The 15,326-nt window shown below is 62.7% G+C and carries 17 protein-coding genes and 1 tRNA gene; 8 read left to right on the top strand and 10 right to left on the bottom strand.

The features are described from left to right. The first annotated feature begins 188 nt into the window (after positions 1–188). The 3 genes from AC6I99_RS19620 (at position 189) to AC6I99_RS19610 (ending at position 2,261) form a co-directional block, all read left to right on the top strand. Positions 189–1,229 (top strand): LacI family DNA-binding transcriptional regulator, encoded by a 1,041-nt coding sequence (locus tag AC6I99_RS19620; protein WP_497961592.1) that lies wholly within the window; start codon positions 189–191, stop codon positions 1,227–1,229. 182 nt (positions 1,230–1,411) lie between these two features. After that, positions 1,412–2,098, top strand: coding sequence for a helix-turn-helix domain-containing protein (locus tag AC6I99_RS19615; protein WP_497961590.1), 687 nt, complete (start codon positions 1,412–1,414; stop codon positions 2,096–2,098). Beyond that, positions 2,088–2,261: a hypothetical protein gene (locus tag AC6I99_RS19610; protein WP_309928602.1), complete on the top strand. Its 174-nt coding sequence runs from the start codon at positions 2,088–2,090 to the stop codon at positions 2,259–2,261. The genes AC6I99_RS19615 and AC6I99_RS19610 overlap by 11 nt, the downstream gene beginning before the upstream one ends. A 70-nt stretch (positions 2,262–2,331) precedes the next feature. Here the strand turns inward: AC6I99_RS19610 and AC6I99_RS19605 are convergent, their stop codons facing one another. Continuing rightward, complete coding sequence (locus AC6I99_RS19605; RefSeq protein ID WP_497944244.1) at positions 2,332–3,105, bottom strand: sugar phosphate isomerase/epimerase family protein; 774 nt, start codon at positions 3,103–3,105, stop codon at positions 2,332–2,334. Between the two features lie 63 nt (positions 3,106–3,168). Then, a complete protein-coding gene (locus AC6I99_RS19600) occupies positions 3,169–3,507 on the bottom strand; it encodes a metalloregulator ArsR/SmtB family transcription factor (protein WP_224165551.1) in 339 nt (112 codons plus the stop codon). A 67-nt stretch (positions 3,508–3,574) separates the two neighbouring features. Between AC6I99_RS19600 and AC6I99_RS19595 the strand changes: the two genes are divergently transcribed. Then, positions 3,575–4,504 carry an NAD-dependent epimerase/dehydratase family protein gene (locus AC6I99_RS19595; protein ID WP_497944245.1) on the top strand — a complete coding sequence of 310 codons (930 nt, stop codon included), beginning with the start codon at positions 3,575–3,577 and terminating at the stop codon, positions 4,502–4,504. Here the strand turns inward: AC6I99_RS19595 and AC6I99_RS19590 are convergent. After that, complete coding sequence (locus tag AC6I99_RS19590) at positions 4,501–5,355, bottom strand: LysR substrate-binding domain-containing protein (RefSeq protein ID WP_223934726.1); 855 nt, start codon at positions 5,353–5,355, stop codon at positions 4,501–4,503. The two genes, AC6I99_RS19595 and AC6I99_RS19590, sit on opposite strands and share 4 nt — an antisense overlap. Positions 5,356–5,510: 155 nt before the next feature. Between AC6I99_RS19590 and AC6I99_RS19585 the strand changes: the two genes are divergently transcribed. Next, a complete protein-coding gene (locus AC6I99_RS19585; protein ID WP_224089353.1) occupies positions 5,511–6,896 on the top strand; it encodes an MFS transporter in 1,386 nt (461 codons plus the stop codon). 75 nt (positions 6,897–6,971) lie between these two features. Here AC6I99_RS19585 and AC6I99_RS19580 read toward each other — a convergent pair whose 3' ends face one another. The 5 genes from AC6I99_RS19580 to AC6I99_RS19560 all read right to left on the bottom strand — a co-directional run bounded on the left by AC6I99_RS19580 (position 6,972) and on the right by AC6I99_RS19560 (position 10,518). Beyond that, positions 6,972–8,147 (bottom strand): N(5)-(carboxyethyl)ornithine synthase, encoded by a 1,176-nt coding sequence (locus tag AC6I99_RS19580; protein ID WP_497961588.1) that lies wholly within the window; start codon positions 8,145–8,147, stop codon positions 6,972–6,974. Then, complete coding sequence (locus AC6I99_RS19575) at positions 8,144–8,278, bottom strand: hypothetical protein (protein ID WP_263422272.1); 135 nt, start codon at positions 8,276–8,278, stop codon at positions 8,144–8,146. Before AC6I99_RS19575 ends, AC6I99_RS19580 begins: the two co-directional genes overlap by 4 nt. A gap of 83 nt (positions 8,279–8,361) precedes the next feature. Continuing rightward, positions 8,362–8,823 (bottom strand): nuclear transport factor 2 family protein, encoded by a 462-nt coding sequence (locus tag AC6I99_RS19570; RefSeq protein ID WP_224165548.1) that lies wholly within the window; start codon positions 8,821–8,823, stop codon positions 8,362–8,364. Positions 8,824–8,995: 172 nt separating this feature from the next. Continuing rightward, positions 8,996–9,069 (bottom strand) — tRNA-Gly (locus tag AC6I99_RS19565). 78 nt (positions 9,070–9,147) lie between these two features. Next, positions 9,148–10,518: a M15 family metallopeptidase gene (locus AC6I99_RS19560; protein ID WP_497961586.1), complete on the bottom strand. Its 1,371-nt coding sequence runs from the start codon at positions 10,516–10,518 to the stop codon at positions 9,148–9,150. 370 nt (positions 10,519–10,888) lie between these two features. Here AC6I99_RS19560 and AC6I99_RS19555 point away from each other — a divergent pair, with 370 nt between their 5' ends. Next, the gene (locus AC6I99_RS19555; RefSeq protein WP_224089345.1) at positions 10,889–11,332 is read left to right on the top strand and encodes an SRPBCC family protein; all 444 of its coding nucleotides are present in this window, start codon (positions 10,889–10,891) and stop codon (positions 11,330–11,332) included. Positions 11,333–11,363: 31 nt separating this feature from the next. On the opposite strand, the gene AC6I99_RS19550 is transcribed toward AC6I99_RS19555, so the two are convergent. Beyond that, positions 11,364–12,590: a CAP domain-containing protein gene (locus AC6I99_RS19550; protein ID WP_497962004.1), complete on the bottom strand. Its 1,227-nt coding sequence runs from the start codon at positions 12,588–12,590 to the stop codon at positions 11,364–11,366. On the opposite strand from AC6I99_RS19550, the gene AC6I99_RS19545 reads away from it, so the two are divergent. Together AC6I99_RS19545 and dcd are read left to right on the top strand one after the other, a co-directional pair. Continuing rightward, the gene (locus AC6I99_RS19545) at positions 12,577–12,858 is read left to right on the top strand and encodes a hypothetical protein (RefSeq protein ID WP_497961584.1); all 282 of its coding nucleotides are present in this window, start codon (positions 12,577–12,579) and stop codon (positions 12,856–12,858) included. The genes AC6I99_RS19550 and AC6I99_RS19545 overlap by 14 nt on opposite strands. Positions 12,859–13,485: 627 nt before the next feature. Then, positions 13,486–14,061 carry a dCTP deaminase gene (gene dcd / locus AC6I99_RS19540; RefSeq protein ID WP_216927188.1) on the top strand — a complete coding sequence of 192 codons (576 nt, stop codon included), beginning with the start codon at positions 13,486–13,488 and terminating at the stop codon, positions 14,059–14,061. A gap of 59 nt (positions 14,062–14,120) precedes the next feature. Here the strand turns inward: dcd and AC6I99_RS19535 are convergent, their stop codons facing one another. Then, positions 14,121–15,320: a cation:proton antiporter gene (locus AC6I99_RS19535; RefSeq protein WP_497961583.1), complete on the bottom strand. Its 1,200-nt coding sequence runs from the start codon at positions 15,318–15,320 to the stop codon at positions 14,121–14,123. Between the last annotated feature and the right edge of the window lie 6 nt (positions 15,321–15,326).

Here is a 15,326-nt window from a genome sequence, read left to right as displayed (position 1 = left end):
CAGGTCCTTGTGTGCCGGGCGCTGTGCGTTGCCGGTGTTTGCGATTCGAGAGGTGGGAAAGCGCATTCCCATTGCGTCGATCATGCACTACGCAGAGCCGTATTGGCAAGCGCTTTCCCGAAAATGGGTGAAGACTGCCATAATTTCTTTAGCGCCAGTCTCGAAGGCTTGCAGAAAAGGAGGGCCTCGTGGCCGCCAGCACATTGAGTGAAGTTGCCCGTTTGGCAGGGGTCTCCCTTGCCACGGCGTCCCGTGTCCTCAACGGTTCCACACGTAAGCCCGCAGAGGATATCGCGGAGCGCGTCCGTGAGGCCGCGGAAAAGCTCGGCTACGTCCCCAATGCCCAGGCCCAGGCGCTTGCAAAGTCCAGCTCGGGACTCATCGGACTGATTGTCCACGACATCGCCGACCCCTACTTTTCGGCCATTGCCCGCGGCGTCCAGGAGGCAGCCCGCCAACAGAACCGCATGGTTTTGTTGGCCAGTACCTCCGGCGCTCCTTCGGATGAGCGGGAAGCTGTGGCAGCCTTCGCGGCCCGTCGCGCAGATTCAATCGTCATCGCAGGTTCACGCTCGGCACGGCCCGAGGACGAGCAGGGCAATGTGGAGCTGGCTGCCGAGTTGGATCGCTATTGCCGTAATGGCGGGCATGTCGGCGTCGTAGGTCACCCGATCGTGGGCTCCACTACCGACGAGGGCTACCACGTGGTTGAGGTGCCCAACGAGGACCTCGCCGCGGAGCTCGCTGACCAGTTGGCTGCCGTGCATGAGGGCGCCTTCGTCGTTGTTGGCGGCCCTGAAGGGCTCCTGACCTCCGATGACCGGATCCGCGGCTTCCAGCGCGGACTCGCCGACACCGGCCGGCACCCCGCCGAGGTTATTCGTACAGGCTTCAACCGTGCGGGAGGATACGACGCCGGGCTGGCGCTGGCCGAACGAATCAAGGCCTCCGGCGAACGCCTCTGCATCTTCGCGGTGAACGACGTCATGGCCATCGGCGTGACAGCCGCATTGCGGTCACAGGGCGTGTGGATTCCCCGTGACGCAAACATCGCTGGTTTTGACGACATTGAAACACTGCGGGACTTCCGTCCCGCCCTGTCCACGGTCTACCTGCCGCTTGAAGAGATTGGAAGGCTTGCGGCCGGCGACCCGGATGGCGGCTCTGTGGTTGGCTCCGTCAAACTCCGCCGAAGCACCGAGCTTCCGGTGGAGAGCCAAACAGCCTAGTTGCTTGCAGTTTTCGTGAGCGTCGCGGGCCCCTTGGCCGGCCCGGCCCGGGCGCAAGCGTGTATCTGGTTTTCTCGGGGTCGCGCTGGGATTACACATTTGTAGCGAAGTTGCTAGGAATATGTAATGGGCGTAATTGAAGCCTGATTACATATTCATAGCGATACCGCTAGGATTGTGTAATGGCACTGAGTATCCCCGAACTGGCGAAGCGACTTAACGTCAACGAGAGCCGAGCGCGGCAGCTCGTCCAGTCCGGACGTATTCGTGGCCAACGGGTTGGCGGGCGGTGGATCGTTGACGAAGCTGACGCCGTCCAGTACCGGCCTGGTAAGCCTGCTGGCCGGCCGCTCTCAGAACGCAGTGCTTGGCAACTCATGTCCTGCTTTTGGGAAGACAGCCCGGGGCGCTCTCTCCTCGCTTACTTCGAACCCTCGCCGGTCGAGAAACATCGCCTGAAACAGCGCATCAACCGACTGGAGGAGTCCCCGGACTTACTTAAGCTTCTCGCGGCATGGCTGGCCAATCGTGCCGAAAAATTCGAGTTCTCTTCCAGCCCGGATGACATCGCCGAGCTTCGGGAGGACAAACGAATCCACCTCTCCGGAGTCTCTCACCCGCGCTCTCGACTGCTGGCCAACTCAGAGGTTGAAGCCTACGTGCGACGCGACGAACTCAAGGACGTCGTCAGGGATTGGTTCCTGGTTGAGTCAATCCCTGGCAAGAGGCCGAATGTAATCCTCCGCGCCGCCGAGCAAGTCCCCGACGAACTTCCCCCACTAGTGGTGGCGGCGGACTTGGCCGAACGGCCCGGTGTCCGTGAGCAACAAGCCGCACGCGAAATCCTCAGGAGCGTCCATGCCCATTGAACTTCCCGCAATGCTCACCGAACAGCAGGAAGCGTGGCAGGCTGTTGCGGAACGGGACCATCTGGCAAACATGCTTGGTCGCCTTTCCAATGAACCGGAGCTCATGGAGCAAGTGTCGGAAGGTGCCGAGGGCGTGGAACGTCTGCGAATCTCGCTGAACTAGGTGTCGACCGGACGGCGGGATTAGCCGGTCAGCGATTACGCTCCCTAACAGCATTTGAATCGAAGTGGCGCTAGTCTTCCCCGAGCGTAATAGTGTGCAGGAAAGCGGCGTCGTTGAGCACGTTGTCCGGAAGGTCATCCTCAACGAACTCCAACATGATGTCCATATCCTTGCCGTTGCCGCGAAGGACATCGGAGACGGTCTGCCATAGGAGCTTGCGCGACCTCAGTGGATGGCGTTCAGCCTCAGGTCCCCAGGAAAAGCAGTGGACGCCCGCCAGATGGGGGAGGACTTCGTGTAACGACTCCAGCGCCTGCTGGTCGGAAAGCCCGACGGCGGGCTGCCAGTAAGTGCCGACGTTGGCGTGGTTCACACGCCGCAGGAGCTCAAGTGTTGTTTCGGGGGAGTCCGTGAGTGTGTTGCCGTGGTACTCGAAGGCGATTGCGGTCCCTTGGGCCGCGGCCAGATCGGCGATGCGTTGCGTGTCCTTAACCACCGCGTCCCAGTGCTCCTGGCTGGCGTCGGCTGAACCAAGCTCCCCGGCCCAGACCCGGATCCGACGCGCGCCTAGCGCGGCCGCGAGGCTGAGGACGGGCTCGAAATCGCCGAAAGCTCCGGATCGGTAATAGGAACCGAGCGACATGACGCTGAGGCCTGCGGCCTCGGTGGCCTCCTTGGCATGGGCAGCGGATGCGGCGTCACTGACATGGACATCAGTGCCCCACTCGATGCCTGCCAAGCCCGCGTCGGCAGAAATGCGCACGATGTCGTCAATCCCCAACTCCCGCAGGGTGACGGAACAAATGCCGGGCGTAAGGTCCGCCAACGTCGTGAGATCGATCATTTGTTCAGGATAACTGGAATGCGCTTACCCAGTAAGGTTGTATCGCCTGTCGAACACATCACTTCAGGCCTCAGATGAAATCGACGACGAGCGTGAGGTGTTGCGCTTCCGGACCTCACGCAACACGATCTGCTCCGGGCAGACGGTCGAGAGGAAGTCGCCGACTGAGAGGGCGAGCCGCTCGCCGACGAGTGAGTACAGGATGCGGTTGGCGTCCCGCCGTTCCGCGATCAGGCCTGCCTGGCGGAGCACGCTCAGGTGGCGGGAAATAGTTGGGCCTGTGGCGCTGAATCTCGCAGCGATCTCGCCCGCAGCCAACTCGCCGTCCTTGAGGTCCTGAAGAATCTGCCGCCTCGTAGGATGCGCGAGTGCGGCGAAGATGTCGGATGCCGTATCTGCCATGTTTGCAATATAGCACGATTGCTATATACAGTTTAGCTTCATTGCTAATAAGCGAAGGAGCAACGTCATGCGTGTAGCTATTACCGGTGGTACCGGGTTTGTTGGCCGTCACTTGGCAGCACGTCTAGGCAGCGAGAACACAGTGGTGATCTCTCGGCGGACAGGAGTGCAGATCGACGATGCGGATGCCCTGACGGCGGCATTCTCCGGGTGTGAGGTCGTGGTGCACTGTGCCGGCATCAATCGAGAGAACGGAGACCAGACCTTCGATCGCGTACACGTCGACGGTACCCGGGCTGTGATTGAGGCCGCCCGACGAACGGGTGTGAAGCGAATAGTTATGCTGAGCTTCCTCAGGGCCCGGCCTGACTGTGGATCGCCCTACCACGAGACGAAGTGGGCCGCCGAGGAACTCGTCCGGCGGTCCGGGATCGACCACACCATCCTTAAGGCGGGCATGATCTACGGCCCTGGTGATCACATGGTGGACCACGTGACTCGGGCCGTGCGCACATGGCCGGTTTTCGCCACTGTCGGCTATCGTGAGCGGACAGTCCGCCCGATACCCGTCGAGGAAGCCGTCAACGTATTGATTGCTGCCCTTGAGGGGCGGATTCCAAGCCCGACGGTCGCCGTTGTTGGAGCCGAAGAGCTGGAACTTGGCGCCGCTGTTCGTCGGATTGCACAAGTCGCAGGCAGGCGCCCTGTCTACTTACCCGTCCCGGTGTGGGCCATCCGCCTACTTGCGCAGCTCACGGAGTGGACAATGGTGGTCCCGCTTGTTGCAAAAGCACAAGCACAGATGCTCGCTGAGGGTGTCAGTGAACCCTCCCCGTTCGCGCCGGAGCTGCCGGAGGAAATTCGCCCAGTTCTGAGGTTCGATGTCGATCGGATCCAGGCGGCGCTGCCTGACGGTCGATTCGGTCTGAGTGATCTACGAATCGCACAATGGTGGGCCGGGCACCGCCGTCACCAGGCGGGCCGGCCCAGTCGTTAGTTCGACTTGCTCAGCGCCCGGCCCATGATCGCCTGGGTTAGCGCATCAATGACTTCGGCGTTGGCAAGGGGATTGCGGATAAGCGTGAAGTCGACATCTCCCACGGGAGGCAAGTCAAAGCGTTGGGTGATGACTTTGAGGTCTTCGGGAACCAGGGACGCCGGCATCACGGCCACGCCAATACCCGCCCGGACTGCGGCCAGTACGCCGCTGATCTGCTTGGTGCTGCATGTGATGCGCCACGTGCGCCCGGCGGCTTCCAAGGCGTCGATGGCCAACTTCCGGCTCAGGCTTGGCGCGGGGTATGCGATCAGCGGCACGGGCGCGCCCGGCTCCAGGACGGTTTGCTCAACGCCAACCCACGCGAAGTTGTCATGCCGGACCACGGTGCCTTCCTTGGCGCCAGCCACCCACTTCACGAACACGAGGTCCAGCTGGCCGGCGTTGAGGCGTTTGTAGAGTTGGTCGCTTTGGCTGACGGTCAGTTCCAGGTTGATCTGCGGATACAGTTGTCGGAATTCGCGCAGGATCCGCGGGAGCCCTGTGATGGCGAGGTCATCCGCCGTGCCAAACCGGAGGCGGCCCCGCATTGCGGAACCGGAAAAGTATCGTGCTGCGGAGTCGTGGGCGGCAAGGATGCTGCGGGCAAAACCCGCCATGGCGTCACCGTTGTCCGTCAGCCGGACTTCCCGGGTGTCACGGGCCACCAGGACCCGCTTGGCGGCGGCTTCAAGCTTGCGGACGTGCTGGCTCACCGTTGGCTGGGCCAACCCCAACCGCTCGGCCGCCTTGGTGAAACTCAGCGTCTCTGCGACGGCCAGGAAGGAGCGGAGCTGGACAGGTTCAAACACACGGAACTCCTCGGGAGGGTGGAAAAACTGCGAAAGCGCGGGAGCGTCATTGCAATCCGCAATGCTAGTTATAGGCGTAATACGCTTCCATAATTGCTGCTGGCAACCATAGCGTTAAAGGCATCCCACCGAAACTCTCGATCCGAGGACTACCTTTGGCACCCCCACCGCCTTCAGCGGCAAACGTCAGCCAGCCCGTCATCGATTCCCTGTCCGCGCCGCAGACGCCGGACACCGTCACCCAGCCACTCGCCGTCGTAAGCGAAAAGCTGCCCTGGCGGCACACCTTTATCTCCCTGAAAGTACCCAACTTCAGGATCTTCGCAATTGGCCACTTCATCGCCGTGATTGCGATCTGGATGCAGCGCATTGCCCAGGACTGGATGGTGCTCCAGCTCTCTGGTTCCGTCACCGCGGTCGGAATTACCGTGGCGCTGCAATTCATGCCGTCGTTGTTCCTTGGCCCGTGGGGCGGCATGATGGCAGACCGCTTCGCCAAGCGAAAGATCCTCATCATCTGCCAGTCCGCGGCAGCCGTTCTGGCTGCGACGTTGGCGGCGCTTTCCCTCAGCCAGCGCGTAGAAGTCTGGCACGTCTACGCGATCGCCCTGGTCCTGGGCTTTGTGACCGTCCTGGACCAGCCGGCGCGGCAGGTATTCGTCAACGAACTCGTCGGTCCCAAGTACCTGCGCAACGCCATCAGCGTCAACTCAACAACCTTCCAGCTCGGTGGCCTGATCGGCCCGGCACTCGCGGGATGGCTGCTCACCGCCGTGGGCGCTGGCTGGGCATTCGCGGCCAATGCAGTCGCATGCTGCTCGACCGTCGCTATGCTCTTGATCCTCCGCAAAGACCAGCTGCATCTTAGCCGGCCGACGCCCCGCAAGAAGGGCATGCTGCGCGAAGGCCTCCAGTACGCGCTCAGCAAACCCACTATCTACTGGCCATGGTTGATGGCCGGGTTCGTGGCTGTTTTCGCAATGAGCCTCCCGGTCCTGCTGGCCGCCTTCGCGGACCACGTGTACGACGCCGGGGCCGGAGGCTACGGCCTGCTGAACGCGATGGTCGCGCTCGGTGCACTGATAGGCGCGGTCACGTCCACGCGGCGCCGTCAGCTCCGGTTGCGGTCGGTGGTGCTCTCGGCGGGCTTGTACGGCTTGATGCTCTGCCTATCGTCCGTGATGCCGTCGATGGTCTGGTTCAGCGTCTCCATGGTCCTGGCTGGATTCTGGTGCCTCATGTTCCTCACGGCGGCAAACCAGATGGTGCAGACCAGTTCCAACATGAGCATTCGAGGCCGGGTGATGAGCCTGTACTTAGTGGTGCTCATCGGCGGCCAGGCAATTGGCGGCCCCGTCATGGGGTGGCTGGCCGAGCACCTGGGGCCGCACCTGGCCATCCTTGTGGCTGGCGGTGTGCCGGCAGCGGCGGCGGCTGTTGTCGCCGTCGTGCTGGCCCGGAAGGCTTCCCTGCACATCAAAGTGGACCTGCGTGACCGGCGTCGAGTGCTCCGGATCGTGGACCGGACACAGACTGCATAGCGGTAAAAACCGAAAGCAAACAGAAAGGCAGTGCCTGCGGGGAGCCGCAGGCACTGCCTTCTTGCTGTGGAGCCTTTAGCTTACGGACGCTTCCGCCGCAGCCGGCAAGTGTGGGTACTCCGCGGAGCGTCCCTGGAACTTGAGCACATCCGTGTTGCGGATGACGCCGTCGCGAATCTCGATCGCACGGGAGATCGTCTCATTGGCGTCCCACGCCTCCGGACCTGCGGCCACAGTCTCCAGGAATGGCAACAAAGCCTCGCTGATCTCCCAGCTGGCCGAGTTCCACAGGTAAGAAGGACTGTGATCAACGGCGTAGTAGTTCACGTGCCCGCCCACCCGGAACATGGGTTCATCGAACGTTGTGGACCTTGCCCAGCTGAATCCCATCCCGGGATCGCAGGACACATCCACGATCAGGCTGTCCGGCCGGAAATCGGCCAGGTCCTCTGTCCGGAGAAACGTCAGCGGGGAATTCGGATCCTGCAAGGTGCAGTTGACCACAATGTCCGCGGCAGCAAGGAACGGGGCCAACGGCTTGCGACCACCGTCTGTGATGACTTCGCTCAGGAAGGGTGCATTGTTGTCGTGGTCGAACTGCACGATCCGCACTGAGTGGATCGGAGATCCCACCGCGGCGACACCCCTGTTCGTCAGGACCTGGACATCATGGACGCCGTGCGCATTCAACGCTGTCACGGCTCCGCGGGCAGTGGCGCCAAAACCGATGACCACTGCTGTCAGCCGACGACCGTAATCACCCGTCGAGCCGGTCAAAGCCAGGGCATGCAGCACGGAGCAGTATCCGGCAAGCTCGTTGTTTTTGTGGAAGACGTGAAGTCCGAAGCCGCCGTCGGCAGCCCAGTGATTCATGGCTTCGAAAGCGATGAGAGTTAGCTTTTTATCTATCGCGAGTTGGGTGATGGCCTCGTCCTGGACGCAGTGCGGCCAACCCCAAAGGGTCTGCCCGTCCCGAAGTTCCGCAAGATCCTCGACCTGCGGCTTGGGCAGCAGAATGACGTCGTTCCCGGCGATGAGCTCCTGCCGGGTCCCCAGCCCACCCACAAGCCCGGCGAGTGTGCTGTCCGGAACACCAAAGCGTTCGCCGTAACCATATTCAAGGTGGAGCCGTTGGCGCAGTTCCGGAGCAATGCGCTCAAGATGTTGAGGGTGGATCGGTAGCCGTTGCTCGTTGGGCTTCAGCGAAGAACCCAGGACGCCAATGCTTAGCGGACTTTGCGCCCCAATCACTTTTTATGGCCGGTTGCGGGTTTCGCGGCCGCAGTGTCGGGCGTCTCGGCGGCCCGTTTGTCCGCGCGCTTTTCCTTGATGGATTTACTGGATTTCTTCGATGCAGCTTGGCGCGGTGATTTGTCGCCCATGATGGCTCCCTAGAGCGGAGCCGAAATGGCTCCTGACTCCTGACGATACACCCCGCGCCTGAGCAGCTTGGTATCGGGCTGACTCACTGTGCAGGCTCGACGGCGGGCCGGCCATGCGTTACGCGGTGGCTGACGCGATCCGCGGTGTCGTCAACCCGAACGAAGTGCTCCACAGGCTCCATGTAGAACCGGGCACTGTTGATGACGCCCTCTTCCACGCCGAAAATGATGACGCCGGTGAGCTCATGCGGCGTGCCATCCCGCCACGAGCCCTGCATGTGCAGCTCGGTCCAAGCTTGGTTGCCGGACACGCTATGGGAGACCATTCGAACTCTGATGTTCGGCACTCCTGTGAAGAGCTGCTCCCAGTTGCTGCGGATAGCGTCCCTGCCCGTGAAGCCCCTGGTGGGGTGGGCAGGCGTCTCATTGACGTAGCCAGGCGCAAAGCATTCGGCCAAGGCTTCCAGATCGTGCTTGTTCGTGGCTTCCAGCAGGCGGTGGATGACGGCGAGTGGACCCGCCTCAGCATCGTCGGTGAGAGTCATTGGAGGACCTCCCGGATAGGTGGATGTATCTACGAGTTTAGGCTTGGTGGCCGTCGGGGTCGACGGGTGCGGGGCCTTATCTGGTGAGGGCCGGGTTTCACGCGCAAAGAGGGCCAGGACCACACATCGTTCCCGACAAGATGACCCCCTGCCCGGAGGCAAGGGGTCATGATGGAGCGGGCGACGGGAATCGAACCCGCGTATCGAGCTTGGGAAGCTAGCGCTCTACCATTGAGCTACGCCCGCGTCGCACCGGTTATTCGCCGGAGCGAGTCCTAGCTTAGCGCAGTTGCGGGGGTCCTCATGACAGGCGCGCAACCATGTCTACTTGAAGAGCTTCAGGCCGTTCCATCCGGATCCAACCTGCGCGTAGGTAGTCCAGGAACCCCTGCCGAGGCCGTAGTTGTACAGGTTGCCGTCCGCAGTTTGCGCAGTGATGCCGCGCGTGCCGGCGCCGGTGAGCCCGAAGCCCGGAAGCAGCATGCGCATGTACTGCCAACCTGTGCCCACAGTGCTGGCCGGGCCAAAGAAACCAGCCCAGCCGTCTCCCCGGTAATTGATCAGGGATCCGGAAGCTGTCCTCGCCAGGATGTCGTTCGCGCCGTCGCCCTCCCAGTCCGCCATGGTCAGTTCCATGCCGTTCCAGCCCTTGCCGATGACCTGCGGAGCGCTCAGGGCACCGCCGAAGGTGTTGGGGTAGTAGCGCAGCACACCATCCGGAAAATACCCGACGACGCCGGGCCGCGGGTGCGCGTGCGTCCACTTGCCCACGGTGATGGTCATGCGATCCCAGCCGCCGTTCCCCACGACAACCTGGCCGGCGAAGCCGCCGCCCGGGAGGCCGCGGTAAACGCCCAGGACGCCGTTGTTCCACTGCGCAAGGATGTCGTAAATGCCATCAACATCCCAGTCCACTACGAAGCCCTGCTTCAAGCCGGTCCAGCCCGAACCGATCTGGACGGCCGCCCCATACCCGCCTGCCGCCGTCGCGGGGTAACGCAGCATCCGGCCGGAAGAGTCGGCAGCTACGAGGTCGGCGCCGGACTTGATGCTCGCGGCGGCCGCCGGATTTCCGGCGAAGTAATGCTCCAGCGTCGGGAATCCGCGCCGGTTCATATCAGTGGCCAACGCAACGCCAACATAGCGCAAATGCCAGGGCTCGTAGCTGTACCCGGTGGTGCCCGTGTAGCCGTTGGGGTACCGGACGATGAAGCCGTACTTGTGGGCGTTCGCTGCCACCCATTTGCCGGCTGCTGTGTCTCCGAAGCAGGTGCTCAGGCCACAGGAACCGGCAGCATTGCCGATGTCCATGGCGAGGCCGGTCTGGTGTTCGCTGTACCCTGGACGTGCCGAGATGGTGTCCGCATAGGCCTGGCCGTAGATGCTGACGTAGTAGGAGTAAACCTGCTGCTGCTGGGCATAGGACCGGTAGCCGCTCACGATCGACAGGCCGCCCGTCCCGGCGTCCGCCGCGCCCTGGAAGAGGCCATTGAGCCAGGCAGCGGCTTCGGCCCGCATGTACTGGCCGGAGCCGCGGGCATTGATGAGGTCGATGGGGGCGTAGCTGGCGGGATTCAGTGGCCGGGATTTATTGACCAGGACAGAGAAGCTTGCAGGGTTCCCGATGGGATCCACGCTGGGCAGGGGATTCACCGTGGTAGGCGCGGCCACTTTGTTCGCAACTGTGGATGCCACTGCCGTAGGGATTGTTGCTGATAGGGCCGACGCAGGCGCAGCGGCCATGACTCCACCAGCCACCGCCATGGCAAGGAATGCAGCGCAAGCAGACAGCCGCCGTCGTGCGTTCCGGACAAAGTTCCCACGGACAAACGGATGTTTCAGTACTCGCATTACGCCCCCAATTTGGTTTTGCCAGCGGCACGAACTCTACCCGGCCCGGGACTATGTGTCAGCTGTGTCTCAGATACGCCGGCAGGTAACCATTCGGTCAAGGCTCGTTTGTCGTGTGTCGCAGGCAAGCGCGGCTGACTATTCTGAAGGTGTTAGCTGCAGTGTATGGGGAACCGGGCTACGACATTCGAACCGTACGCCGAAAGAGGTTTCCGTGGCATTTGCAGACTATGAAGTGGTGATCAGCAGGGATGCCATGACCGTCTATGGATTCCTGATGGATGGTATGAACAACTCCCTCTGGCGCTCGGGCGTGCGCAGCATCTCGCTCCGATCCGGTGTCCGTGGCCAGAAGGGCGCGGTCTATCAGCAGACGCTCACTGGCCCGGGAGGACGGCCGATCGCTGCAGACTTCGAGATCACGGAGGCCCGGCCGGGCGCAGAAGTGCGCTTCGCCGTGGTGGCCGGACCCGCCCGGCCCACGGGCGGCTACTACCTCAGCACCGAAGGCAAGACGACGCGGCTCAGGTTCGCCCTGGAGTACCACCCCAAGGGCCTGCAGAAACTCATGAACAGCATGATCCAGAAGACCATGGAAAGTGAAGTTGCCCAGTTGGAGCAGCTCAAGACCGTTATTGAGTCCGCCCAGGCGGTTTGATTACCGGGCGATTTGATTACCCGGCGGTTCCCTACTGGGCGAGCTTGAAGCCACTCCAGCCGCCACCAACGCTGACCGGCGTCGTCAGTCCTCCTGAGGTGAGGTCCCAATACTCCAATACACCGTTGGTGCCCAGGCCTGCGATGCCCGTGGTGTTTGCGCCGGTAACTCCTTGAAGTGACCGCAAACCGGTGTAGTCGGTCCATGCCGCACCCACCACTGGCCTGGCCTCCTGCTTCGGGATGGCCAGTCCGCTGCCGCGATACAGCCTAAGGTACCCATTGGGCTCAACCGCGAGGAGATCCTGGAAACCATCGGCGTTGTAGTCCACCATGCTGAGCCGGACGGCCTTGTTGCCTGTTCCGATCGCCGCCTGGGTTCGTATGTACGTCATTCCGGAATTCTTGTAGAACCAGAGCCCGCCGGAGGCATCCATGGCCACAATTTGCGGGAGGCGGTTGTTTGCACACCAAGTACCCACGGCTATGTTGAGGGACTCCCAACCCTGGCCCAGGACTCCGGGCGATCCGAAGCCGCCAGACTGCCTGCCCGGGTACACCAGGAGCGCTCCATCCAGGCGTTGGGCGATGAGGTCAAAAACGCCGTCGCGGTCCCAATCCGACACGAATAGCTCCTTCAAACCGGTGAAACCGATTCCGATCTTGCGGGCCGCGCCGTACTTGGCGTCACCCAAGGACGGATAGGAATAGACCGTTCCGTCCGGGCTGATGGATACAAGGTCTGCAGCGCTGCGGATGGCGGCCGCGCTGAGATTCACGGTAGGCGGCTGGTACTTGCCGCCAGGTTCACACACACCCACTGGATCCGTCGGCGGCGTGACCGTCCCTCCCGGACGCGTAGTGGTTCCGGCGGGCAGCGTGGTGTAACCGAAGAAGTTCACCACGCCCCACAGTGTGTAGCGGTTGGGGGTCGTTTGCCAATTGCCGTCCGTGTAGGTGATCCCGATACCCATCACATTGAAGCGCGGATCGCGCAGCAGGGCGTCGTGGCCGGGAGACCCCTTCCACCACTCCACCAATTGGGCAGCGTCACGATCCCACCGGACGGCAATGACCTCACCAGCACCGTTGTTTGGGTTGAGCGCACGTGGGTCCGTCCAGAAGTTTGGCCTGTGCTGGATCACTTCGCGGCTGGCGATGCTGTCCGACCATTCCTGCGCCATGCTCGCCACCGTTGCGTGATACTTCACCGGGGCAAGGCCCAAAGAAGCGCGATAGCTGTTGATGGCGTTGAACACGGTCAAGATGGCCGCGGTGTTGTCGTCCGGGAGTAGCGCGAGGGCACCGTTGTCCGGGTCCGCATCGCTGCTGGGGGTCTTGCCGGGGAAAGGGGTGGGTGAGGGGGAGGGCGTGGGTGTGGGTGCGGGCGTGGGCGGGGACGCGGGTGAAGATGGCGTGGGCGTGGCTGGCGTTGGTGACGGCGGCGCCGGCGTTGGTGACGGCGCGGAAGCCGTTTGTGACGGCGTAGATGTTTGGGTTGGTGAGGGTGTTGGCGACGTTGTTTGAGTCGATGAGGGTGTTGGCGACGGTGACTCCGACGGACCAGGCCCTGTGGCAGGCGCTGTTGGCGTTGGAACGGAGGTGGGGGAAGCCGACGCGGCGGGAGGACCGGAGACCGCTGGCTCGTTGGCTTCTGGACTCCCGGAGGGAGTGCCTTCCGAGGAAGGATCGTCCGGACCCCATGAGGGACCGATGTTCGGCACCGGAGGAGGTGTCTCAACCATCGGATCTACTGCGACCGGCCTGGTCCGCGCTGCACTTTCGGAACCGGAACCCGTCCCCGAACCGGGGCCCGGCGTAGGGTCGCCAGCCGCTTCGCTGGCGTCGGGGGTCGCCCCCAAAGGTGCGGGGTCCGGCGTCGTACTCGTTTCAGGGGCCGTGAGACCGGACGGCACGCTGCCCGAAGAAGTAGTGCCGCCGCTTGGGAGGGCCTCTGTAGCTGGCAGGATTTGGCTGGACGCGGCTACCAATATGGCTAGCGCGCCAGCCAGCACGATAGCCGCAGGCGCTGACAATTTCCCCACAATTACCCCGCGAATGCTCGTTGCCCCCAAGTACGGGCGCGGCTTTACATGTCCGGGAACTATAGTCCCATGGGGCGGCCCGGACAATGCATGGGGTATTTTTGATGCTGTGCTGATCTCTGACCGCGATATTCGTGCCGAAATAGACTCCCAACGGATTGTCCTTGAACCGTACGATCCCGCGATGGTTCAGCCGTCTTCCGTGGACGTACGGATTGACCGGTTTTTCCGGCTCTTCGACAACCACAAATATGCCCACATCGACCCCGCCGAGGAGCAGCCTGAGCTGACCCGGCTGGTGGAGGTGGAAGGCAATGAGCCTTTCATCCTGCACCCGGGTGAATTCGTACTGGGCTCAACGTACGAGACAGTGAGCCTGCCCGACGACATCGCTGCGCGCCTTGAGGGCAAGTCGTCTCTCGGCCGGCTCGGTTTGTTGACGCACTCCACCGCAGGCTTCATCGATCCGGGCTTCTCCGGGCACGTCACGCTGGAACTTTCCAACGTGGCGACGCTGCCAATCAAGCTGTGGCCAGGCATGAAGATCGGCCAGTTGTGCTTCTTCCGCCTGACGTCCTCAGCGGAACACCCCTACGGTTCCGGTGAGTACGGTAACCGCTACCAAGGCCAGCGCGGACCCACCGCCAGCCGCAGCCACCAGAATTTCCACCGGACGGCCATCTAGCCGGAACCGGACGGGCTTCAGGCGCTGACCGTCAGACGCTGACCGTCAAGCCCTGACGGTCAGGCAGCGGCGCGCTCGGCAGCCCGCGGCGGTGTGCGGGGGCTCCTGCGCAGTGCCTTGACGACAGGCTCCACGAAGCGAGCGGCCAGCGGACCCGTGATGGCCATGATGAGGACATAAGCCGTGGCCAGGGCTGCGACCTCGTCCGGCACGGCTCCCGAGGCCACCGCCAGGCCAGCAATGACGATGGAGAATTCACCACGCGCAATCAGGGCCGCTCCCGCACGGAAGCGGCCCGGCATTGCAATGCCCGCCCGTTTGGCGGCCCAGAATCCGGTGAACATTTTGGTGGCCGTTGTCAGCAGGGCGAGCAGCAACGCCCAGCCCAGGACCGGTGGGATGGATGTAGGGTCCGTGTTGAGGCCGAAGGCAACGAAGAAGATTGCCGCAAACAAGTCCCGGAGTGGTTCAAGGATGCGGGTCGCATTGTGGGCCGTGGCGCCGGAGATGGCGATGCCGAGCATGAAGGCACCCACGGCAGCTGAGACCTGGAGGGCGGAGGCGACACCGGCCACCAGGAGCGCCAGGCCGAGCACGTTCAGGAGGAACACTTCCGAATTCTCGCTGTGAACGGCTTGGGAGACGCGGTGCCCGTGTTTGAGCGCGATCATCAGGACCACCGTGACGACAGCCAGCGCGATTCCCACCGTCTGCAGCCCACCCAGGAACCCGACACCGGCCAGGATGGCAGTGAGAATGGGTAGGTAGATGGCCATCGCGAGGTCCTCGAAAACGAGGATGGAAAGCACTACGGGAGTTTCGCGGTTACCGATGCGGCCGAGGTCCGTGATGACCTTCGCCGCGATTCCTGAGGACGAGATATAGGTAACGCCACCCATCACGATGGCGCCCACGAGACCCCAGCCCAGAAGAACGGCAATCCCGGCGCCGGGAAGGAAATTCAGGACAAAGTCCAGTACACCGGCCTGCCACGAACGTCTGAGTCCGGTGACGAGTTCAGATGCGGTGTATTCCAATCCGAGCATCAACAGCAGCAGGATGACCCCGATTTCGCCTGAAAGATGGGCGAATTCATGCATGCCATCCAATTTGACGAAGCCGCCCGCACCGAAGGCCAAGCCACCCACCAGGTAAAGCGGAATGGGAGACATGCCAATCCGGCCCGCTAGCCGAGCAAGGAGACCGAGGCAGAAGACGACGGCCCCCAGTTCAACGAGGGCTAGTGCGAGCGGATCCATGGCGGG

Source organism: Arthrobacter sp. TmtSoilC77, from assembly GCF_059739415.1.
Note: the sequence above shows the minus strand (reverse complement) of the source record. Positions and strands in the feature narration are given on the sequence as shown.

Coding starts and splice junctions, on each gene's coding strand:
- AC6I99_RS19535 (WP_497961583.1), bottom strand. CDS start 15,320: ATGGATCCGCTCGCACTAGCCCTCGTTGAACTGGGGGCCGTCGTCTTC.
- AC6I99_RS19610 (WP_309928602.1), top strand. CDS start 2,088: ATGCCCATTGAACTTCCCGCAATGCTCACCGAACAGCAGGAAGCGTGG.
- AC6I99_RS19570 (WP_224165548.1), bottom strand. CDS start 8,823: ATGACTCTCACCGACGATGCTGAGGCGGGTCCACTCGCCGTCATCCAC.
- AC6I99_RS19575 (WP_263422272.1), bottom strand. CDS start 8,278: ATGGGCGACAAATCACCGCGCCAAGCTGCATCGAAGAAATCCAGTAAA.
- AC6I99_RS19595 (WP_497944245.1), top strand. CDS start 3,575: ATGCGTGTAGCTATTACCGGTGGTACCGGGTTTGTTGGCCGTCACTTG.
- AC6I99_RS19545 (WP_497961584.1), top strand. CDS start 12,577: ATGGCGTTGAACACGGTCAAGATGGCCGCGGTGTTGTCGTCCGGGAGT.
- AC6I99_RS19615 (WP_497961590.1), top strand. CDS start 1,412: ATGGCACTGAGTATCCCCGAACTGGCGAAGCGACTTAACGTCAACGAG.
- AC6I99_RS19605 (WP_497944244.1), bottom strand. CDS start 3,105: ATGATCGATCTCACGACGTTGGCGGACCTTACGCCCGGCATTTGTTCC.
- AC6I99_RS19600 (WP_224165551.1), bottom strand. CDS start 3,507: ATGGCAGATACGGCATCCGACATCTTCGCCGCACTCGCGCATCCTACG.